We start from the raw sequence: 22,132 nt of genomic DNA, 5'->3' as shown, positions 1-22,132 counted from the left end.
CTAAGATGGCACGGCTGTGCCACGCCTATGGAAAGTAGTGGCACAGTAATGGTTTGCCAATCAATTGTATGCTTAGGGGCGAATTGTTTATCCTTCCACTATCTTATATCCCGAAACGGTGAGTAATTGCCGGATCTCATTAATCTGCTGTTGATTCCTTGTTTCCATCTCCAACCGCAGATAACAGCCATTGATATCAGCCGTATGGCTGACACGCTCGTGATATACGGATACTACGTTAGCGCCGGTAGAGGCAATGATTTCAGATACGTGCTGTAGTTGTCCGGGTTTGTCTACCAATTCGATCGTCATGGAACAAGAGCGGCCGGATTTCTGCAAACCACGTCCGATTACCCGGGAAAGGATATTCACGTCGATATTTCCGCCGGAAATCAAACAGATTACTTTTTTCCCTTTGATGGGTACTTTATTAAACATGGCGGCGGCCACGGCTACGGCACCCGCCCCTTCGGCGATTAATTTATGTTGCTCGATCAACGCGAGGATAGCGGTGGAAATCTCATCGTCTGTCACGGATACGATCTCGTCCACATATTGCTGGCAAAGATCGAAAGTATGTATTCCCGGTTCTTTTACGGCGATACCGTCGGCTATGGTACGGACACCTTCGAGGCGTTCGATTTTCCCATGCTCGATAGAGTTTAACATGCTGGGCGCTCCTTTGGCTTGCACTCCGTAAACTCTGATATTCGGGTTCAAGTTCTTGATGGCATAGGCGACTCCGGAGATCAGCCCACCCCCTCCGATCGGAATGATTACGGCCTCTACTTCCGGGAGTTGTTCCAATAACTCCAAACCGATGGTCCCTTGTCCGGCGATCACATCCTCATCATCAAACGGATGGATAAATGTGTATCCTTTCTCATCCTTCAATTGTAAAGCCTTGTTATAGGCGTCATCGTAAACACCTTCGACAAGGCATACATCTGCCCCATAAGATTTAGTAGCCTCGACTTTAGAGATAGGAGCGTTATCGGGCAAGCAGATTAAGGACTTGATACCATGAGCGGTAGCCGCTAATGCCACACCTTGGGCATGGTTTCCTGCCGAGCAAGCCACTACGCCATGCGATTTCTCTTCTTCCGTAAGCTGGGCGATCTTGAAACAAGCGCCGCGCACTTTAAACGATCCGGTTACTTGTAAGTTCTCTGGTTTTAGAAAAATATGGGATTCCGGATTGATATTGGGAGCGCTGATTAAATCAGTGCGTCTGATGACTGTCTTCAAGGCATATGATGCCTGATAAATTTTATCAAGTGTGAGCATTCTGTCTGTTGTTAAAACGATGCCGCGAAAGTATAAAAAATACCGCAACCTATTCATACTTATCTTTGTTATATTATAAATCAAAATATAGAGAAGTATGGTAGTGATCGATTTAACGAAAGATGGTTTTATCGCCAATGTCGGTGATTTTGAGGCGAATCCCAAAGATTGGAAATATATAGGAAGTCGTCCTTGCCTCATAGATTTTCACGCTCCTTGGTGCGGTTATTGCAAACGCTTAAGCCCTATATTGGATGAGTTTGCCAAAGAATTTGATGGGAAGATTTATATTTATAAGGTGGATGTAGATCAAGAGGAGGCACTCGAGACAGCCTTTAATATCCGAACGATTCCCACTTTGATGTTTTGCCCGCTAGACGGCCCCCGTGAGATGATGATCGGCACGATGGGAAAACTGGAGTTAAAGCAGTTGATTCAGGAAAAATTGTTGAAGTAATATAATATGATATATGGTGTGGGGTGTAGAGACGTAGCGTGTATGCTGCGTCTCTATTTTTGCTTTCTTATTATATGAATTGAATGAATAGTAACCCCAATCCTACAGAAACCCCGGTCGCTATCAATCCCGGCATCATGAAAGAATGGTTCAAGATGTATTTACCGATGCGGGTCGTGCCTGTACGATCGAAGTTGATGGCGGCTACGACTGTCGGGTAGTTTGGGATGAAGAAATAACCGTTTACGGCGGGGAATAAAGCGATCAACATATAGGGTGAGATTCCCAATGCGATCCCTAGCGGCAATAACGCACGAATGGTAGCCGCTTGGCTAAATAATAAAATGGACATTACGAAAAGGGCCAATCCGAATAACCAAGGCATCTGTGTAACTATATGCTCGATAGATCCCTTTAATTCAGTCATATTGCCGGCGATAAATGTATCTCCCATCCAAGCGATACCGAAGATCGCTACCACCGCTTGCATGCCTGCGGAAAAAACGGAACCCTGTGCGGCCTTGATTCCATCCGTTTTTGTGAATAATAAGATGAAAGCGGAGGCTGTCAACATTAATACCTCAATAATATGTGACATCTGCATCGAGACCTTTTCCGTGCCGACGGTAAAGACCGGACGTAGGGACTCCATAGAACCAAAAATAACGATCGCTATCGTTGCGAGAACAAATATAGCGACCGATAAAGCCGCTTTCTTTTGGTTTTCCACGCCTTTCGTCTCGTAATGCTTCGTACTGAACTCATGGTTCGCTACCCGCTTTAAGTATTCCGGATCTTGATCCAATTCTTTACCAACCCTTAAAGAATAGATCGCTCCCGCCAATACCCCCAATAAAGTACAGGGAACAGATATCATAAGGATATCCATCAAGGAGATATGATATCCGGATAACATACTAAGCATCGCTACCGTAGCCGCCGATATCGGACTGGCCGTAATAGCCTGCTGGGAAGCGATCACGGCGATCGCCATCGGACGTTCGGGACGGATCTTCGTTTCCGTAGCGACCTCGGCGATTACCGGAAGGACCGAATAAGCCACATGCCCCGTTCCGGCTATGAAGGTAAACAAATAGGTGACGAACGGGCTTAATATCGTGATTCGTTGAGGATTCTTGCGAAGCAATTTCTCCGCCCACTTAACCATCAGATCAAGTCCACCAGCGGCTTGCATACAACTAGCTGCCGCTATTACGGCAACGATCATAAGCATGACATCGATAGGAGGGGAAGTGGGCTGGAGCCCGAATCCAAAGGTGAGTATACCGAGTCCGAGACCTCCTAACACGCCTAATCCGATACCACCGATACGGGCACCTATGATGATGGCTATTAAAACGAAAGCTAATTGTAACAACATGCTGTGCAATTCTTTTGATTTAGTTTGTATTGGAGACAAAAATACTTATTTTTGTTCCGCTATGAATAACAAAAACACAAAAAAACGAATGAAAAGAACAAGTTTCGCTATTTTGATCGGTTTGTTTTGCCTTTTCCCTGCGCTTTTCTCGCAAGTACGCAGTGAGTTCCTGTTGGAAAAGAATTGGAAGTTCGCCCGGGAAGACTGCCCGGAGTTTATCAATCCTACTTTCAATGATAGTAAGTGGCAATCCGTGACCGTTCCGCATGATTGGGCGATTTACGGCCCTTTCAGCTCTCAGAATGATAAGCAAGAGGTCGCTATCGCCCAAGACGGACAAACGGAGGCCATGGAACATGCCGGCCGAACCGGAGGTTTGCCTTTCGTGGGAGTTGGCTGGTACCGGACCGAGTTTGAGGTTCCTCAATTTACGGATGGGAAGCGTGCCACGATCCTGTTCGACGGTGCGATGAGCCATGCCAAGGTCTACGTGAACGGGCAAGAGGTTGGATATTGGCCGTATGGCTATAATTCTTTCTATTTCGATATCACGAAACAGCTCATCCCGGGGAAAAAGAACACCTTGGCGGTTCGCCTTGAGAACTTGCCGGAATCCTCCCGTTGGTATCCGGGAGCGGGATTATATAGGAATGTACATGTAATCGTGACGGAAAACGCCTATATCCCGGTCTGGGGAACTTATATTACGACCCCGACCGCCACGAAGGAATTTGCGAAAGTCAATGTACAGACGAAAATCGTACTGCCGGAAGGGGCCGATGCCAGCAAGTATAGCGTGAAAACCAGTGTATGGAATCCGAACGGGCAAAAGTTGACGGAGCAGACTACGCCTCTCTCACAGATTAAGTACAATGATAATAGCCTCTCCCAAGAGTTTATCATCCAGACCCCGACTTTATGGTCGCCGGATATGCCTGCCTTGTATTCTGCGGAGACTCGTCTCTATGAGGGCGATCAACTGAAAGATCTCTATACGACCCCGTTCGGTATCCGTTCGATCGAGATCATTCCGAATAAAGGCTTTTTCTTGAATGGTGAGAAGACGGTATTCAAAGGCGTTTGTAATCACCATGACTTAGGCCCGTTAGGGGCTGCCGTCAATGATGCCGCTATCCGTCGTCAGATCCGGATCTTGAAGGACATGGGATGCAACGCTATCCGTACTTCCCATAATATGCCGGCTCCCGAGTTGGTAAAGGCTTGCGATGAGATGGGTATGATGTTGATGGCAGAGAGCTTCGACGAATGGAACAAGGCGAAATGCGCGAACGGCTATAATTTGATTTTCGACGAATGGGTGGAGAAAGACCTCGTGAATTTGGTACATCATTACCGGAATAACCCGAGCGTCGTGATGTGGTGCGTCGGTAACGAGGTGCCTAACCAATGGGATGAGAGCGGTTGTAAGATCTCTAGGTTCTTGCAGGATATCTGCCATCGGGAAGACCCGACTCGTCCGGTGACGCAAGGTATGGATGCCCCGGATGCCGTCGTGAATAATAATATGGCGGCGGTGATGGATGTGGCTGGATTCAATTATCGTCCGTTCCGTTATCAAGTGAATTATAAGAAACTGCCTCAGCAAATAATCTTGGGAAGCGAGACGGCCTCCACAGTTAGCTCACGAGGGGTTTATAAATTCCCGGTAGAGCGTAAGGCGATGGCTGTCTATGAGGATCACCAAAGTTCCTCGTACGACGTGGAGCATTGCAACTGGTCTAATCTGCCGGAAGACGATTTTATCCAGCATGAGGACCTTCCGTATTGTATCGGGGAATTCGTATGGACAGGATTTGATTATCTGGGCGAGCCTACTCCTTATTATACGAATTGGCCAAGCCATAGCTCCTTGTTCGGTATTATCGATTTGGCGGGTATCCCCAAGGATCGTTACTATCTATACCGTAGTCATTGGAACAAAAGCGCCAAGACCTTGCATATCCTGCCGCATTGGACATGGCCGGGACGTGAGGGCGAGGTGACACCCGTATTCGTTTATACCAATTATCCTTCCGCCGAATTGTTTATCAACGGAAAGAGCCAAGGGAAACGTACGAAAGATCTAAGCATCGGTATCGATAGTAGTTATACCGAAGCGGCTCAAAAGAGTTTCGAGCGCCAGAAACGGTATCGCTTGATGTGGATGGATACCAAATACGAGCCGGGAACTTTGAAGGTGGTCGCTTATGATAAGGAGGGTAACGCTGTGGCCGAGGAGGAGGTTCATACCGCAGGGAAGCCGCATCATATTGAGTTATCCGCCGATCGTAACCAATTGACGGCTGACGGAAAAGACCTTTCTTTCATCAATGTTAGAGTCGTAGACAAGAACGGTAACCTTTGTCCGGATGATACCCGACAGATCCAGTTTAAGGTTCGTGGTGCCGGAGCCTACCGTGCGGCGGCAAATGGAAATAGCGCCAGTCTGGAACTCTTCCATCTTCCGGAAATGAAACTGTTTAGCGGGCAACTTACCGCTATCGTGCAGACGGCCGAGGAACCGGGAACGATCTATTTCGAGGCTTCCGCACCGGGAGTAAAAGGGGCGACCTTGGAATTGATCAGTAAATAAGCTTGATTATCATATAACGCAAACCGCGCGATTCAAGTCCGGAGACGGCTGTGAATCGCGCGGTTTGTTATCAGTTGGATGTTGTTTCCGCTCTTTATTCAGGCTTCACGATATTCCCGAATACATCAAAGGTAATCGTCTCGTCCTGCCCGTTATGTGAAACCTTGAATAGGTAGAAGGTGCCATTGGCATTCAATAACGTATATATGGACTGTACCTTGTCGCTAGCGTAAGCGGAGGATTCGAAGCCTTGCATCACGATCTGCGGAACCTCTTGCTCGGACATGGCCCATGTGGTACTTTGCCACCTGTAATCCTTATTCAATTGCGCCACTTTATAAATCTGGTTATCGATCATATCCAGCTCGTAACCTAGGCTGTTCTGTTGGATATCCAGCAACTCGGCGTTGGCGAAAGTGATCTCCATCAGGTTGCTGACCTCTTTCGGGATAACGATCGGTGCGTCATTATTGATCTCATCGTCCACGGCTTTGATCAGGTTTCCATACTGTGAATAATACAGGTCTACTTCGCTATTGGACTGCTCCGCCTCGATCTTGTAAACGATTCCCATATTTAGGCGATTGATGGCGTACGTGTCATCCACGGTCCAATTTGAGTAAAAGCCTTGTTTGAAGGCGGTGGATACCGCTGCCGGTAATTGGGCGAAAGAGATGTCTATCTTTTCCATCATCCATACGCCTTGATCCGTGAACCAAGCGGTTGTCTCGGAACCTTCATTATTGAAATCTACCACATAATAGTTACCTTCGATCTCAAAAACAGGGTTCTTGGCATCGGGATATTTCTCTTGAAAAGCGTTCTCTACCGGGGGGAGAGGGATAATACCTTGATGATCATCATCATTTTTGCTACAGCCAGAGAAAAAGAGAGTCAGACCGGCTATACATGTGAATAGGATAAGTCTTGTGTTCATACATTTTGCGTTTATAAGTTTTGGGCATAGAACAACAGGCCTATCGGAAAAGTTTTGAGCGAAACCGAACACAGTGTCCGAAATCGAACAGTACTAAAAATGGATATTCTCATAGAATCAGTTACTTACGTTTTTGGCACGGGGTTTGCTCTTTGGAGGGTGGAAAATAAAAACAAACGAAATATGGACAGAGAGATATCAAAAGAGGTTCGGCAGAAGGAGCAGCGTAAACAGTTTATAAAGCTGGGGGCGGGGATCGGTATTGCCGTTGTCTTGATTGGCGGGGTGATCGGTTTTATGCAAACCAGCCTGCAACGGAAGGACTTGGTTTTTTCAACGGTAGATAAAGGAGTGATCGAGGTTTCCGTTAGCGCATCCGGCAAGGTGGTACCTGCTTTCGAGGAAATCATCAACTCACCGATCAACTCCCGTATCGTCGAGATTTATAAAAAGGGAGGCGATTCCGTGGATGTAGGTACTCCGATCTTGAAACTGGACTTGCTAAGCGCCGAGACGGATTATAAGAAACAATTGGACGAGGAGCAAATGAAACGCCTCCAATTGGATCAACTCCGTATCCAAAACCGCAATAAGCTTTCCGAGATGGAGATGCAATTGAAAGTCTCTCGCATGGAACTGAACCGAAAGGAAGTGGAGTTGCGCAACGAGCGTTATCTGGATAGCCTAGGCGCCGGAACGACCGATAAGGTCCGTCAAGTGGAACTGGACTATAACGTTAGCGTCTTGAAACTGAAAGAGGATGAGCAAAAATATGAGAACGAGAAATCCTTGACGGATGCCGATTATAAAGTGAAAGAACTCGACCTGAACATCTTCCGAAAGAGCCTAGCCGAGACGAAGCGTACCTTGGAAGACGCCCAGATACGCTCTCCCCGCAAGGCGATCCTGACCTACGTGAACAACGAGGTAGGTGCCCAAGTCTCTCAAGGCAGTCGTGTCGCTATCGTCTCCGACTTGTCCCATTTCAAGATAGAGGGGGAGATCGCCGATACCTATGGTGACCGGATCGCCGCCGGTAGCAAAGCCGTTGTAAAGATCGGCAACGATAAACTGGATGGGGTGGTTAGCGATGTTACCCCCTTATCGAAGAACGGTGTAATCTCTTTCACGGTACAGTTGGAGGAGGATAATCATCGCCGCTTGCGCTCCGGTTTGAAGACCGATGTATACGTGATGAATGCCATCAAGGACGATGTGCTGCGTATTTCCAACGCCTCGTTCTACGTCGGGAAAGGAGAGTATGAGTTGTTTGTTGTCAACGGAAACCAATTGATCAAGCGGAAGGTACAGCTGGGAGACAGCAACTTTGAGTATGTCGAAGTAGTCAATGGCTTGGAACCGGGCGACGAGGTAGTCGTTTCCGATATGACAAGCTTCAAGGAAAAGAATAAACTGAAATTGAAATAAAGGATGTTCAAGCAATACTTTAAACAAGCCATCCATGCGCTGAGAGAGAATCGTCTTACAAGCGTGGTTTCTATCTTGGGTACGATGCTGTCGGTGGCCATGATCTTGGTTGTCGTGTTGCAATTCCAAATCAAGCTGGTAGGTTATAGCCCCGTATCGAAGCGAGACCGGATGCTTTATATCTACTCCGTGAACACTAAATCGAAGGATGGGAGCGAGAATAACAATACGGGCCTTTCCGCCGAGACGATACGTGAATGCCTCTATACGCTGAAAAAGCCCGAGGCCGTAACCGTGACGGCACAGAATAGCCACGTTATCTCCATTCCGGGTAAACGATTGTTCGAGGAATATACTGTCTATTATACCGATCCCGCCTTTTGGAAAGTATTTGACTTCAAGTTCCTTTCCGGCAAGCCTTTTACGGAGGCCGATTTCAATTCCGGTCTGCCTCACGTGGTTATTTCCGATAAGTTGGCGGGTATCCTGTTCGGTACCCAAGACGTGGTCGGTCGTGATATCTTGGTAAATAACGTGATGCCTTGCACGATCGCGGGAGTGGTAAAGCGCCCGTCGAAAGCGGCCAGCGAGGCATTCGCCGATGTATGGATGCCTTATACGGCGAATACCCTGTACACCAATAGCGGAGGTTGCGACGGGATGTGTGGCCCTTTCGGGGCGGAGATCTTGGCGCATAAGCTCTCGGACATCGATTCCATATATGCGGAGATCCAGCAAGGGGTAGCCCGCTACAACGCCGGCAAAGCGGATTTCATCTTGACGATTCCCAAGCCTTTCACCCATCTGGAACTGGCCTTAGGTTCCGGTAGTCGGTATGGCTATAACCGGGTAGGTTGGGGCGAATACCTGAAGACAACTGGCTGGGTGCTTCTGTTCCTGCTGCTGGTACCGACCTTGAACCTGACAGGGATCGTACAATCCGCCGTACAGAAAAGGCGGCCGGAGATGGGGCTTCGCAAGGCTTTTGGGGCTACCGGTGAACGTCTGTTTACGCAGGTTGTTTGCGAGAACCTGATCATTACGTTGATAGGAGGTGTTTTGGGGGTAGGTTTGTCGGTCGTATTGCTCTATGTAGGCCGGTCGTTCTTGCTGACAAAAGATACGGTGATAACTTTTGGCATGCTTTTCCAGCCCTTGTTGTTTGTGGCGGCCCTGTTCTTTACGTTGGTATTGAATGTACTAAGCTCGGGATTACCCGCATTCCGGATAGCGAGGGAGCGGATCGTGGAATCGTTGAAGGATGCGAACGTGTGAAAAATAACTACTGAAAAGGAATGATATGATCAAGCATATACTAAGTATAATATGGAACCAGCGCCGAAGTAACGGTTGGATATTCGCGGAGTTGTTGGTGGTGGCCGGTGTGTTCTGGCTGATGGTCGATATGTTTTATGTGGACACGCGAACCTATTACTCTCCCCTCGGATTCGATATCACGAACGTATGGCGTTTCAAGTTAAGCGAGCAGGAACGGAACCCTTCGGATTCGCTTCCCGGGCTATCCGAGCCGGAGAAGCTGACCCGCTTGATGTCGCAAATACGCCAATGGTCCGAGGTGGAGGAAGTTTGCGCTACTTATTACTCCTGTCCCTACTCGATGGGAAATTCTTGGAGGGAGATAGAGCCTCTGGATGGTGACACGAGCTTAACATCTGGGGAGAATTTCCAGATCCGGAATGTCACCCCGGAATATTTCAAGCTTTTCCGGATCAAGACTCCGGAGGGGAAACCTGTAGCGGACGAGATCGCCGGGATACATAACGCCTTGGTCTTGTCCAAGGAGATGGCAGACGTGTTTTATCATGGCCGGCTGGCTCGTGGAAGGAAGGTGAGGCATAGTAAATTGGATAATACCTTTACGGTCGCCTCCGTATCAACCTCTATCCGGACCGACGAGTATAAATCTCCGGAGCCATGTTTTTTCCAGAGCCTTGAGGGGGAATTGTTTAACGAGACTGTCAATCAGTTTGGAGCCCGGAATGCGGAGCTTTGCGTCCGGATGAAAAGAAACTATACACGGGACGACATGAATCGTTTTCTGAATGAGATGGGAGACCGGTTGGCGGCGGACAATCTATTTGTCTATGGCATCAGCAATATCAGGGAGTTCCGGGATATTCATCTGGATGGTAAGGGGCGTGAGATGAGCAATAAGTTCTCCTTGATGGCCTTCATGCTGGTAAACGTCTTTTTCGGCATTATCGGTACGTTCTGGCTCCGTGCGCAGAACCGCCGGGGAGAGATCGGCTTGAGGATGGCGCTGGGTGCTTACGATGGCACGTTACGGCGGTATCTGTATCTGGAAGGTCTTTGCCTATTGGCGTTAACCCTTCCGTTTATCGCCCTCTTCGCTATCAATATGGTGGCGACGGATGCTATAGATACCTATCGCCTGCCGTTTACGACGGGGCGTTTCGCTATCTCTTTCGGTATAACTTATTTAATGATGAGCGGCATGATCTGCCTCGGTATCTGGTTGCCTGTGCGCAAGGTTACCCGAATGGTCCCGGCGGAGGCGTTGCATTACGAATAATATGTAGAATAATAACAAACGATTAGATTTATGTATAAGCAGTACATCAAACAAGCGGTTCAAATGCTGCGTGAAAATACGCTCGTAAGCGTAATCTCTATTTCGGGAACGGCCCTTGCGATCGCCATGGTGTTGGTGATGGTATTGGTGTTCCAGATTAAATCCACGGGATATGCCCCTGAGTCCAATCGGTCTAGGTTTATGTATGTCTGGGGTACGGAAGTCGGTACGAAAAATCCCAATGGCCCGGAGTATAACCGTGGAGGTATGTCCAGCGAGGTCGTGAAGGAATGTTTCTACACCTTGCGGAAACCAGAGGCCGTATCCGGCTATTGTAGTGATAGCCATTCCTTGTCATTGCCCAATAGACGGCTCTTCAAGGAGTATGAGATTTGTTATACGGACGCGGGCCATTGGAAAATATTCGACCATCCTTTCTTGGAAGGGGGCCCCTTTAGCGAGGCTGATTTTCAATCCGGTATACCGAAGATGGTGCTGTCGGAACAAGTGGCGACCGATTTGTTCGGAACGGGACAGGCCGTCGGGCGGCAGGTCGTGATGGATTTTATCACTTTCACCGTCTGCGGTGTGGTGCGTGACGTACCTTCTTCATTGATGAGCTCCTACGCTCAGGTATGGATACCCTATAGCAGCAATGAGGCCCTGACCCGTGTAAATGGGGAGTATGGGGAGAATATGGCCGGTTATTTCAGCGTGGCCTTATTGGCTCGTTCCTCTTCCGACTTCGATGCCATACGCTCGGAGCTAGACCAACAGGTCCGTCGCTACAATGACAGCAAGACCGATTATAACGTAGGTTTCCCTTCCGGGCTACTTTCCCAGTTGGATACGGCCATGGGAAGCGGCGCTTTTCAAAAGGTGGACTGGCCTACCTTCTTGGCCGGATCGGGCGCTTTCCTATTCTTTTTGCTCTTGGTCCCGGCGCTGAACTTAACGGGCGTGATCCAATCGTCCGTGCAGAAGCGGAAAGAAGAGATCGGTTTACGTAAGGCTTTCGGGGCTACGGGGCAGAATCTTTTGATGCAGATCTTATCGGAGAACTTTGTGCTGACCTTGATCGGTGGCGTGATCGGTATCGGTCTCTCGATGGTGTTGCTGGTGGTAGGGAAGCCTTTCATGTTGAGCGAGAACGTGAGCCTTACGGCGCCTATGCTTATTAAACCGGGCTTATTTATCTCCGCCCTTATCTTTACGTTCTTGCTGAATATATTAAGCGCCGGGATACCGGCATGGCGTACGACACGGCAACCGATCGTAGAAGCGTTAAAGGGGAATGAGTGAATCCAATGAATAATGAACAATGAGTTGTCAATTGTCAACTATCAAATTATGATTAAGCATATATTTAAAATAATATGGGCCCAGCGCAAGAGCAACGGCTGGATACTGGGCGAGTTGGTTATCGTGATGTGCGCCCTTTGGTTTATGATGGATAAGTTATGGGTGGATGTGCGCTGCTATAACGCCCCGATGGGATATGATATCTCGAATACGTGGCGTTTCAAGCTTTCCACGCTCTCGTCGAACGCCCCGGGTTATGTGCCCGACTCACTTTACGACTCGAACGCAACACAGGATTTGTTGAAGCTTATGGAACGTATCCGCCAAGAGCAGGAGGTCGAGGAAGTATGTGTTACGTATTGGTCCATGCCTTATTCAAACGGAAGTTCGTGGGGTACGCTCCTTCTCTTGGGCGCTGATACCTCGAAGGCGGTAGGACAGAACTACCACAAGCTGAAAGTATCTCCTTCTTATTTCGATGTATTCCGTATGAAGGATAAGGAGGGCCGTGCCATCACCCCGCTGGTGGAGAACGCTTACCGCCCGCTCGTCGTGACGGCGGAGGCGGAGGATTTCTTCTTCGGGGGGTAGTCCGCCATAGGCCGGCAGATCTCGGAGAATGACGACCTTTCCGAGCCTTTCACGATCGCCGCTGTCCTTCCTACCTTCCGTAGCAATGACTTCGACCGTCCGGAGAACTGCGCTTTCACGATATTGAAAGGTGAGTCCTTGCGGGAGTTCGTGAAGAATTTCGGCGTAAGGAGCGCTGAACTATCGGTACGTACGAAACGCCCGATGACCGAGGATGAGATGTACGCTTTCTTGGAGAAAACAGCGGATCGGATGACGGTAAATAACATCTTCGTCCACGGTGTCACCCTCCTTGCCGACCAGCGTGATGACCAACTCCGGTTTACCAAGAACGAGAACAGCAAGAAACTCTCCATGATGGCCTTCCTGCTCGTGAACGTATTCTTCGGTATCGTAGGCACGTTCTGGTTGCGTACCGAGCGGCGGCGTAGCGAGATCGGTCTCCGCATGGCGATCGGTTCCAGCCGGGGCAGGCTGGGCGAGTACATGTATCTGGAAGGTCTGGGTCTCTTGGCGATCACTGTTCCGATTCTACTGGTCTTCGTCTTCAATATGGCCTTTTTGGATAAGCTGGATTCCTACCGCGAGCCCCTCTCCATCCTCCGCTTTCTAGTAACCCTCAGCGTCTCCTACCTCCTGATGGCCGGCATGATCTGCATGGGAATCTGGTTCCCTGTCCGCAAGGCGGTAAAGATGGCTCCGGCGGAGGCGTTGCATTACGAATAAATTGTCTATCTTTGCGTCTGTCAATTTATTAATGAGAAAGGAGCAAGCTTATGACAGCTATAGAATTAAAAATGTCGTTACTGCAAGAGGTGATGTCTTTGGAGGATGAACAGTTGATCAAGAAGGCCCTCGACAGTGTCCGCCGTATGAAGATGGCTGCCTTCGGTAAGGCAACCCCGGTAGAGAAGCCGGCAGACGATTACGTGGAGCCTACCAAGGAGGAGATCTTGGCGGGGCTAAGGAATGCCCTGCAAGACGTGAAGGATTTGCGTGAGGGCAAGGATGTGGGGCATAAGTTTAGAGACTTAAGTGAGTTGCTCAATGAGGTATAGGATAAAAACCCATTAAGACTTCGATAAAGAGTTCAAACGTCTCTGTAAGAAGTATAGCTCATTGAAGGCTGATTTATCGGCTTTGGGTAAGTCTTTGAGCGAGAACCCCGATCAAGGGACGAGCTTAGGCAAAGGCGTTCGCAAGGTACGCATGGCCATCGCCTCCAAGGGAAAAGGAAAGAGCCATGGGGCGAGAGTGATTACTTACACGGAGGCCATTGTCTGCGCAGATAATGAGGGTACGGTTGTTCTCCTCACGATCTACGATAAGGCCGACCGTGACTCCATTTCGGCAGCCGAGATCGATGAACTGCTGAGATCCTTACGTTGGGAATTATAAAATCTGAAACTGTCCATAATCGCTGTCCGATAACGAATCAAGTGTTCGTTATCGGACAGCTTTTTTTACGGGGTGATGTTAGGAATCAGGTGGTTACGTTTTTGGCACGTTATTTGCCTCCGTAGGGGCACAAAGTCGGATGATAACAAACAATCGCTGTTTAGGTCGGGTAATAGATAATTTATAATACAAAGGTTTATGATAAAGCAATACATTAAACAAGCGTTGAGGATGATCGGGGAGAACAAGCTGTTGAGCGTGATCTCGATACTCGGTACCGCCTTGGCCATTTGCATGATCATGGTGATCGTCATCCTGTATGTCGTGAATACGGCGAGTTTCAAGCCGGAGGTAAACCGTGGCCGCACCTGCTACATAACGACCGTCATGAGCAATGGCAAGGATGATAACCGGCGCATCTCCTACTCGTCGCTGGGACTGCCCTTGGTGAAGGAATGCTGCTATCCGCTGAAAGGGGCGGAGGCCGTTACCGCCATCAATATGGATCGCTACAGGCCGTTGACCGCCTCGTCCATGGACGGGCTTAAGAACCGGACGAGTTACATCTCTTATACGGATACCGCCTTCTGGAAGATCTTCCAGTTCGATTTCCTGCAAGGAGGCCCCTTCAGCCCGGCGGCTTTCACGAGCGGTATCCGCGACGCCGTGATCAGCGAGAGCGTGGCCTTGGCCCTTTTCGGCACGGACCAAGTCGTGGGGCGGGAGATGAAGCTCGATTTCATCGTCTACAATATCTGCGGGGTCGTGAAGGACGTATCCCGGTTCGCCTCGAAAGCGTGGGCGGAGGTCTGGATCCCTTACACGGTGCGGGACGACGGGGGATACCAAGAGGGTATCAACGGCTCGTATAGCTGTTGCGTCCTGCTGAAACCGGGCGTCACGAGGGAGGAGTTGAGGACCGAGGCGTTGCGGAAGGTCGAGGAGTTCAACGCCAAGACCCGGGATGTCAAGGCCGATATCCTTCACCAGCCCTCCACCCAGATCGAGGAATGGATCGGCGGCGGTAGCGAGTTCGGGGCGAACCTCTTCTATCTCTACGTCCGTTACGGCATCATCCTTTTCATCCTCCTGCTGGTTCCGGCCTTGAACCTATCGGGCATCACCCTGTCGAGGATGCGCCGCCGGATGGCCGAGCTTGGCGTACGTCGGGCTTTCGGGGCCACGCAAGGCACCATCCTCTGGCAAGTGCTGTCCGAGAACATGGTCTTGACCCTGCTCGGCGGACTGCTGGGATTGGCGATGTCGTACGGCGCCATGTTGTTGCTGAGGGACTGGTTGCTGGTCACCTCGCTGGGGAAGACGGGGCTTTCCACCGGGATGTTTAACGGGGCGGTCTTTATCGCCGCCTTCCTGTTCTGCCTCGTGCTGAACCTGTTTTCCGCCGGCCTCCCGGCTTGGCGAATGTCAAGATTGAATATTACGGACTCTATAAATGGTTGACGCTATGTATAAGATGATTCTAAAACAACTCTGGAACGAGCGCAAGGGGAACTTGTTTATCTGGTTGGAAATGCTCGTGGTCTCTATCTTCCTTTGGTATGCGGCGGACGCCTTGTTCGTGATGTACAGACTCTACTCGCAGCCCTTGGGCTTTAACATCGAGCATACGTATCATGTGAGTTTCGGCGTGATCCCGGAGGAAAGTCCCGATTATGACACGACCTCCGTGCATAGCGAACGGGGAGGCGGGGATTATCTGACCTTGATGGATCGCATCCGCCGGAACCCCTCCGTGGAATCAATCTGTTTCACCACCGGCGTGCATTTCCATTACCGGGGATCGAACCAATACGCCACGTTCCGGAAGGACTCGTTGATCCGTAATGGCTTCGTGCGTTACGTATCGCCCACCTATTTCGAGGTGTTCGACGTAAAGACGGCACAAGGCGGGTCCCCCTCGGAGTTGGTGGACGCCCTGCGTGACAACCAAGTGGTGGTGACGGGTACGGTCGCCGACAGCTTCTTCGGCGATCTTGCGGCGGCCGTGCGCCAAGAGATCTATATCACCGACCAAGGCTCTCGTGATAGCGTGGCCTACCGTATCGGTGGTGTCTGCGAGAAACAACGTTACTGCGAGTTCACCGGCTATGATTACGCTTACTATAAGCTGGTGGACGAGAACAAGGTGGCCGAGGAGGGCGATTGGGTCGGAGAGGGCTTGAACACCTTCATCCGGGTGAAGCCCGGCGCGGACGGCGCCGCTTTCGCCGCCGATTTCCGGAAGGAGATGGAGCAGCAATTGCGCGTGGGTAATATCTATTTGAAGGATGTTTTCCCGATGTCCCATTACCGGGACCAGTTCCTTGAGCGTTGGTTGGATCAAGTCCGCCTTTACGTGGCGGGCATCGCCTTCTTCCTGCTGAATGTCCTGCTCGGCGTGGTGGGAACCTTCTGGTATCGTACGCAACAAAGGAGCGCCGAGATCGGCCTCCGCATGGCGATGGGAGCCACCCGCAAGGGCATATTCTGGCAATTGGTGAAGGAGGGCTTGGCGCTACTCACCATCGCTTTCATCCCCTCCGCCGCCATCTTCGCCAACCTGCTGTATATGGAGGTGACGCAAGGCTCGGAGATACCGCCCGACATGGCCTCACGCCTGTTGTTCGGCTTCGTGTTCTCGTATGCGGTGATGGCCGCGATGATTGTCGTGGGAATTAGTTTCCCGTCTTACCGGGCCATGCGGATGCATCCGGCGGACGCCTTGCGGCAGGAATGATCGGACACGGACGGCACGGATGGCACGGGCATCCGTGTCCGGAAACGAACCGACTGTTCGGAAATGAATCGACTGTTCGATAACGGACAGTACTTTTTTATGGAGATGTCATGGAATCAATGAGATACGTTTCTGGCACGTAATTTGCTTTTAGGTGGCAAAGCCTAGCGATAGCAAGAGTTTAACAATAACAAGAGTCAAACAATAACAATTAAAATATTACAGTCATGATCAAACTAACGAATTTACAGAAGATTTACCGTACGAAAGAGATAGAGACAGTCGCGTTGGAAAACGTGAACCTAGAGGTACAGCAAGGCGAGTTTCTCAGCATTATGGGACCCTCCGGATGCGGGAAATCCACCTTATTGAACATCATGGGCCTGCTGGACTTGCCTACCTCCGGCACGGTCGAGATCAACGGCGTGAACACGGTGGGCATGAGCGACAAGGAGTTGGCCGCTTTCCGTAACAAGCAACTGGGTTTCGTGTTCCAGAGCTTTCACTTGATCAATTCCCTGAACGTGCTGGACAACGTGGAGCTTCCCTTGCTCTATCGCAAGGTATCCTCCTCGGAGCGCCGCAAGCTGGCCGAGGCCGTGCTGGAGAAGGTCGGCCTCAGCCACCGTATGCGCCATTTCCCGACGCAGCTCTCCGGCGGTCAATGCCAGCGCGTGGCCATCGCCCGTGCGATCGTAGGTAATCCCGACATCATCCTCGCCGATGAGCCGACCGGTAACTTGGACTCCAAGATGGGTATCGAGGTCATGGACCTGCTCCACCAACTCAACAAGGAGGACGGCCGCACCATCGTAATGGTAACCCACAACGAGGCGCAGGCCAAGCAAACCAGCCGCACCGTGCGCTTCTTCGACGGAAGGCAGGTGCAGTAAGAGAGCCGTATACGGAGGATCTCCATGTGTGAGGCACTACTGGTGGCACCTTGCCTCATAGCTATGAGGTACGATACCTCAAACGTATGAGGCAAGGTATCACCCGTGGTGTCTCGATACCTCACATCACGGTGAAGGTAAGCGTACCATACCGGGGCTCTTTATAAAGGTGATAAGTAGGGGTGAACTGGGTGCAGACGATGGCTTCCCACTCGCCTGCCCCGAAAGCGAAGCCGGGGACGAAGCAGAGCCGCTGCCCGCTGTTGACGAGCGTCTCCTTGCGGAACTCGCTCCGTTTGTCTACGACACGGGCGGCGATGTCATCGATGCTGAGCGTACGTTGCCATACGACGCTTCCCTTATAGCTTGCGTTACCGGGCAGGTGGCTCTTGTTGACGCGGATGCTCAGCTTGCGAAACGGCTTGGGCAGCTCCGACTTAGGTATTTCTTCATCCATGATCTCGTGGTTTAATGAATGATTGAGTGGCAAAGATAAGAAAGATAACATGAATAGTATTTGGAAATACATGCCAAGCGTATAATAATTACGGAAAGCAGGCGGCAGATACCCATAAAACGAACTAACAAATAATGAACGATGTACAAGGTATACCTTAAACAAGCTTGGGCCTTGATGGGGCAGAATCGCTTCTTCACCGCCGTTTATATCATCGGTACGGGCTTGGCGATCTCGATGGTGATGGCCATAGCGGTGGTCTATCATATCCGGACGGCGAATATCGCCCCGGAGGTGAGCAGGGACCGGATGGGCTACGTATTGAACGTATCGTATGAGTTCAACGGGGGCAAAGGCTCGTTGAACAGCGGTTGCGGACCCCGGTTCGTGAAGGAGGTCCTCTACGGCCTCGAGACACCTGAGAAAGTGGCGGTCACCACCAACGCCGCCATCATGCCTTACGAGGTGGGGGACATCTTCATCCAAGCGCCGGGTAGCGACGAGTCGCCGAAAGTACAATTGATGGGATGCGACGACGCGTTTTGGCAAGTCTACCGTTTCTGCTTCTTGGACGGGAAGCCGTTCGCCAGTGCCGAGTTCCTTTCCGGGATGCCCCGTGTGGTGCTCGACCGTTCCTTGGCACGCCGCCTGCTCGGGCGTACCGAGGTAGCCGGTCAGACCGTCTTGATCAACGATATAGAATATACGATTAGCGGCGTGGTGGAGGATATATCCGCCGTCGCTTCCGACGTTTACGCCGAGGCGTGGGTACCCTACACCTCGATGGCAAGTATCATGGATACCGCCTTGGAGGAGCGGGAAGGCTCGGTGGGACTGCTGCTCGCCAACTGCCTGCTGCGTGACGCCTCGGACCTTCCGGCCCTCTCCGCCGAGTTGGAGAAGGGAGTAAGACGCTACAACAGCGGCTTGCGGGAGGGACAGGTGAGAGTGGAGCCGCCCTGCTCGTTCGGCGACCAGTTATTGTCGCGGTTGTTCGGGCCGGAGACGTATATCGTCTTGGGAGTCGCCCTCTTCCTCTTCCTGCTAGTCCCGGCGCTGAACCTCTCGGGCCTGAACGCCTCGAGGATGCAAGACCGGGTGTCTGAGCTAGGCGTACGCAAGGCCTTCGGGGCGTCGCGGAAGACGTTGATGGGGCAGGTCTTCTGGGAGAATATGCTGCTGATGTTGCCCGGGGGCATGGCGGGACTGCTGTTCTCGTACGTGCTGGTGTTCGTATTCCGGGGCATCCTTCTTTCCCCCGGTTTGTATCGTATGGGCTCCGGGGCGGGTAACGATATCTTCCTCTCGCCGGGGATGCTGCTGAATATGGAGGTGTTCGCCTATGCGTTCGCTGTCTGCGTGGCGCTGAACCTGCTCTCTTCGATGATACCCGCTTGGCGTACCGTGCGGGTGAGTATAACGGATGCGTTGAACGATAAATAGGATACGGCTATGGTAATACATCTATTAAAGTTGATAAGGTCCCGTTTGGGAGGAAGCTGCTGGATACTGGTGGAACTGCTGGTCGTATTCGTGATCCTGTGGTTCATGATGTACTACTTCGTGGCGCAAGGGATGCTGACGCGGATGCCGGTGGGCTTCAAGCTGGATCACGTGTACAACGTGACGCTCGCCATACGGCCGTCCGACAGTCCCTCGTTCATCGCCTACGAGGAGGGAAGCGAGGAGCCGGTGCGGAACATCGAGCGTATCGTGGAGCGTATCGAGCGGCATCCCGACGTGGAGGTGGTAGGGCTCTCGTATTATTCGCTGCCTTATACCGACTCGAACATCGGCAGCAGAGTCTTGAAAGACTCGATCAACCAGCGGGTGCGGGCAATGATCGTCTCGCCGGGGTATTTCCGGGTGTTCGGCATTCGCTCCGCTAAGGGAGAAAGCCCGGAGAGACTGGGACAGACCTTGTCGAGGCTTCGGGAGGGGAGGGAGATGATCCTCTCCGCCGATCTGGCGAGCAAGCTATACGGCCATACCGACGTGATCGGGGCCGAGATCTATAATTACAACGATACCGTGCCCTGTCACGTGATAGCGGTTACGGAGCCGGTACGAAACTCCGAGTACGATTCCCGGAATCAGCATAGTGTCTTCTCTCCACTGGACTTGCGGGGGATGTTCGGCAAGGGCCAGTTGGACGAGAAGGGACTCACGCGAGTGCAGATCACGTTCCGCACCCGTCCGGAGGTCTCTACCTCCAACTACGCCGCCAAGTTCCGTAAGGAAATGAGTAGATCTTTGATGGTGGGTAATTACTGGGTATCGGAAGTGAGGAACTACGAAGGGATACGGGCCTTTTATCTCGAGAACTCGGAGCGGACGAGCGCCCATCGGCTGGTATCGGCCATGGGATTGTTCTTCTTGGTGAACGTGTTTCTGGCGGTGATCGGTACGTTCTGGTTTCACGTGAGCCGTCGCCGTTCGGAGTTGGGGCTACGTATGGCGATGGGCTCCACCCGCAAGGGTATAGAGGGGCTGATGATCGGCGAGGGCTTGTTGCTGCTGGCGATCGCTTCCGTGCCGGGCTTGCTGATCTGCCTGAATCTGGCGGTGGCCGATATCGTGCCCTGCGGCGTGATCCGCTTCACGGCCATTAGCCTGCTGACAGGGGGTGTCTTGGCACTCGTCGTCTTCTTGGCTATCTGGTACCCGGCCCGTAAGGCGGCCCGGCAGGAACCGGCTGACGCATTACGGTATGACGGATAATAGAAAACAGGTAATACCCGGTTGTAGAGACGAGGCATGCCCCGTCTCCCACCGACTGATAGAATATTTAAATCGAATGAATATGTACAAGATCTACTTAAAACAAGCATGGGCCCTGATCCGGCAAGAACGGCTGTTCAGCTCGGTCTATATCGTGGGGACGGGATTGGCGATCTCGCTGGTGATGGTGTTGTCCATCGTGTTTTACGTGAAAATGGCCTCTATTTATCCGGAGATGGACCGGGACCGGTTGCTGACCGTGAAGAGCGCCACGCTGAAGAATGAGAAAGGGGGAACGAGCAGTAGCCCGGTATCGCCCCGCTTCGTGGAAGAGTGCCTTGCGGGCGTACCCGGTTTGGAGGCGTTGGCGTTACGTTATGATGATGCCACTTCCGCTTTCGTGCAGCCGGTGGGCAGTCCCGTGCAGGTACCGGTCATGAAGATGGGGGTGAACGATGGGTTCTGGAAAGTATTCTCCTTCCGTTTCTTGGAGGGTAAGCCTTTCACCGAGGCCGATTTCCGGTCGGGGATGCCCGTGGCGGTAATCGCCCGCTCACTGGCCAAGCGGCTTTATGGAGAAGGTAGTGCCGTGGGGCAGACCTTGAGCCTCGACTTTACCTCATTTCGTGTGGTGGGCGTGGTGGACGATGTATCTTTCCTGATGGATCGGGTTTTCTCGCAGGTCTGGTATCCGTATACCCAAGCGCCCGACTTCGAGGAGCGGGTCCGATACTCGGAGGCGCATATGCCCGGGCTGGGGCCCTTGAGGGTCTATATGCTCGTGAAGGATAAGGCGGACATCGGCAAGGTGCGGGAGGCGGTGGCGGATAACGTGCGTCGCTTCAACCAATCGTTGGACGTGGATGGCAAACGTGAGTTCTCCCTTCTTGGGCAGCCGGATCGCCATTGGGAGAGTATCTTCCGGTATTGGTCGAACGTGGAGCCGGATATCGTGGGAGACTTGAGCCGTTATGGGGTGATTTTCCTGCTCCTGCTGCTCGTCCCCGCCGTCAGCCTCTCGGGCATGGCCGATTCCCGCATGGAACGGCGTCTGGGCGAGCTGGGCGTGCGGCGTGCTTTCGGGGCGCCCAAGGGATCGTTGATCGGACAGGTCTTGATAGAGAACTTCCTGTATACGCTGCTGGGCGGCTTGGTGGGACTGCTGTTCTCCTTCCTGCTGGTGACGTTCGCCAGTTCGTGGGTCTTCAAGATCGGCAAGGGGTTTTCGGAGGCCGCCCCGGATGGCGTGGACGTATCGCTTTCCATGGGGATGCTGTTAAACCCGTGGGTCTTCTTGATCGCTTTGTGCGTATGTTTCCTGTTAAACCTGATGTCGGCGTTGTGGCCCGCTTGGCGTGCGTCAAGGCGACCTATCGTTGATTCGTTGAACGCTTAA

The 22,132-nt window shown here is 51.6% G+C and carries 18 protein-coding genes and 1 pseudogene; 15 read left to right on the top strand and 4 right to left on the bottom strand.

Going from position 1 to position 22,132, the window contains the following annotated elements; translation table 11 throughout:
- Window positions 1–87: 87 nt before the first annotated feature.
- On the bottom strand, window positions 88–1,287 hold the full coding sequence (gene ilvA / locus ACYIA1_RS10505; RefSeq protein WP_008773447.1) for a threonine ammonia-lyase: 1,200 nt from the start codon (window positions 1,285–1,287) through the stop codon (window positions 88–90).
- A 97-nt stretch (window positions 1,288–1,384) separates the two neighbouring features.
- On the opposite strand from ilvA, the gene ACYIA1_RS10500 reads away from it, so the two are divergent.
- Complete coding sequence (locus ACYIA1_RS10500) at window positions 1,385–1,744, top strand: thioredoxin domain-containing protein (protein WP_005854641.1); 360 nt, start codon at window positions 1,385–1,387, stop codon at window positions 1,742–1,744.
- 70 nt (window positions 1,745–1,814) lie between these two features.
- Here ACYIA1_RS10500 and ACYIA1_RS10495 read toward each other — a convergent pair whose 3' ends face one another.
- Window positions 1,815–3,125, bottom strand: a complete 1,311-nt coding sequence (locus ACYIA1_RS10495) for an anaerobic C4-dicarboxylate transporter family protein (RefSeq protein WP_005864743.1) — start codon at window positions 3,123–3,125, stop codon at window positions 1,815–1,817.
- Window positions 3,126–3,213: 88 nt separating this feature from the next.
- Between ACYIA1_RS10495 and galB the strand changes: the two genes are divergently transcribed.
- The gene (galB, locus tag ACYIA1_RS10490; protein ID WP_005864745.1) at window positions 3,214–5,718 is read left to right on the top strand and encodes a beta-galactosidase GalB; all 2,505 of its coding nucleotides are present in this window, start codon (window positions 3,214–3,216) and stop codon (window positions 5,716–5,718) included.
- A 94-nt stretch (window positions 5,719–5,812) separates the two neighbouring features.
- Here the strand turns inward: galB and ACYIA1_RS10485 are convergent, their stop codons facing one another.
- Window positions 5,813–6,655, bottom strand: a complete 843-nt coding sequence (locus tag ACYIA1_RS10485) for a PepSY-like domain-containing protein (RefSeq protein WP_005864747.1) — start codon at window positions 6,653–6,655, stop codon at window positions 5,813–5,815.
- Between the two features lie 183 nt (window positions 6,656–6,838).
- On the opposite strand from ACYIA1_RS10485, the gene ACYIA1_RS10480 reads away from it, so the two are divergent.
- From ACYIA1_RS10480 to ACYIA1_RS10435, 10 genes and pseudogenes are all read left to right on the top strand, one after another.
- Window positions 6,839–8,083, top strand: a complete 1,245-nt coding sequence (locus ACYIA1_RS10480) for an efflux RND transporter periplasmic adaptor subunit (RefSeq protein ID WP_005864748.1) — start codon at window positions 6,839–6,841, stop codon at window positions 8,081–8,083.
- Window positions 8,084–8,086: 3 nt separating this feature from the next.
- Window positions 8,087–9,358: an ABC transporter permease gene (locus tag ACYIA1_RS10475; RefSeq protein WP_005864750.1), complete on the top strand. Its 1,272-nt coding sequence runs from the start codon at window positions 8,087–8,089 to the stop codon at window positions 9,356–9,358.
- Between the two features lie 25 nt (window positions 9,359–9,383).
- Window positions 9,384–10,637: an ABC transporter permease gene (locus ACYIA1_RS10470; RefSeq protein WP_005864752.1), complete on the top strand. Its 1,254-nt coding sequence runs from the start codon at window positions 9,384–9,386 to the stop codon at window positions 10,635–10,637.
- Between the two features lie 30 nt (window positions 10,638–10,667).
- On the top strand, window positions 10,668–11,939 hold the full coding sequence (locus ACYIA1_RS10465; RefSeq protein ID WP_005864755.1) for an ABC transporter permease: 1,272 nt from the start codon (window positions 10,668–10,670) through the stop codon (window positions 11,937–11,939).
- A gap of 48 nt (window positions 11,940–11,987) precedes the next feature.
- Window positions 11,988–13,256 (top strand): annotated as a pseudogene (locus ACYIA1_RS10460) (ABC transporter permease).
- Between the two features lie 50 nt (window positions 13,257–13,306).
- Window positions 13,307–13,588, top strand: coding sequence for a hypothetical protein (locus tag ACYIA1_RS10455; RefSeq protein ID WP_005864759.1), 282 nt, complete (start codon window positions 13,307–13,309; stop codon window positions 13,586–13,588).
- A 61-nt stretch (window positions 13,589–13,649) separates the two neighbouring features.
- The gene (locus ACYIA1_RS10450; RefSeq protein WP_005864762.1) at window positions 13,650–13,928 is read left to right on the top strand and encodes a type II toxin-antitoxin system RelE/ParE family toxin; all 279 of its coding nucleotides are present in this window, start codon (window positions 13,650–13,652) and stop codon (window positions 13,926–13,928) included.
- Window positions 13,929–14,126: 198 nt separating this feature from the next.
- On the top strand, window positions 14,127–15,389 hold the full coding sequence (locus ACYIA1_RS10445) for an ABC transporter permease (RefSeq protein WP_005864764.1): 1,263 nt from the start codon (window positions 14,127–14,129) through the stop codon (window positions 15,387–15,389).
- A 4-nt stretch (window positions 15,390–15,393) separates the two neighbouring features.
- Window positions 15,394–16,665, top strand: coding sequence for an ABC transporter permease (locus ACYIA1_RS10440; RefSeq protein ID WP_122368892.1), 1,272 nt, complete (start codon window positions 15,394–15,396; stop codon window positions 16,663–16,665).
- Window positions 16,666–16,892: 227 nt separating this feature from the next.
- Entirely contained in the window at window positions 16,893–17,558 is a 666-nt protein-coding gene (locus tag ACYIA1_RS10435) for an ABC transporter ATP-binding protein (protein WP_005854666.1), read from the top strand.
- A gap of 121 nt (window positions 17,559–17,679) precedes the next feature.
- Here ACYIA1_RS10435 and ACYIA1_RS10430 read toward each other — a convergent pair whose 3' ends face one another.
- Window positions 17,680–18,015: a DNA-binding domain-containing protein gene (locus ACYIA1_RS10430; protein WP_070104341.1), complete on the bottom strand. Its 336-nt coding sequence runs from the start codon at window positions 18,013–18,015 to the stop codon at window positions 17,680–17,682.
- A 141-nt stretch (window positions 18,016–18,156) separates the two neighbouring features.
- Between ACYIA1_RS10430 and ACYIA1_RS10425 the strand changes: the two genes are divergently transcribed.
- From ACYIA1_RS10425 to ACYIA1_RS10415, 3 genes are all read left to right on the top strand, one after another.
- Window positions 18,157–19,458, top strand: a complete 1,302-nt coding sequence (locus ACYIA1_RS10425) for an ABC transporter permease (protein WP_480335206.1) — start codon at window positions 18,157–18,159, stop codon at window positions 19,456–19,458.
- A gap of 9 nt (window positions 19,459–19,467) precedes the next feature.
- On the top strand, window positions 19,468–20,736 hold the full coding sequence (locus ACYIA1_RS10420) for an ABC transporter permease (RefSeq protein ID WP_480335204.1): 1,269 nt from the start codon (window positions 19,468–19,470) through the stop codon (window positions 20,734–20,736).
- Between the two features lie 76 nt (window positions 20,737–20,812).
- The gene (locus ACYIA1_RS10415) at window positions 20,813–22,132 is read left to right on the top strand and encodes an ABC transporter permease (protein ID WP_122144337.1); all 1,320 of its coding nucleotides are present in this window, start codon (window positions 20,813–20,815) and stop codon (window positions 22,130–22,132) included.

The organism is Parabacteroides sp. KHUB-02 (assembly GCF_056640955.1).
The sequence above is the reverse complement of the archived record's forward strand: the minus strand, read 5'-3'. Positions and strand labels throughout refer to the sequence as shown.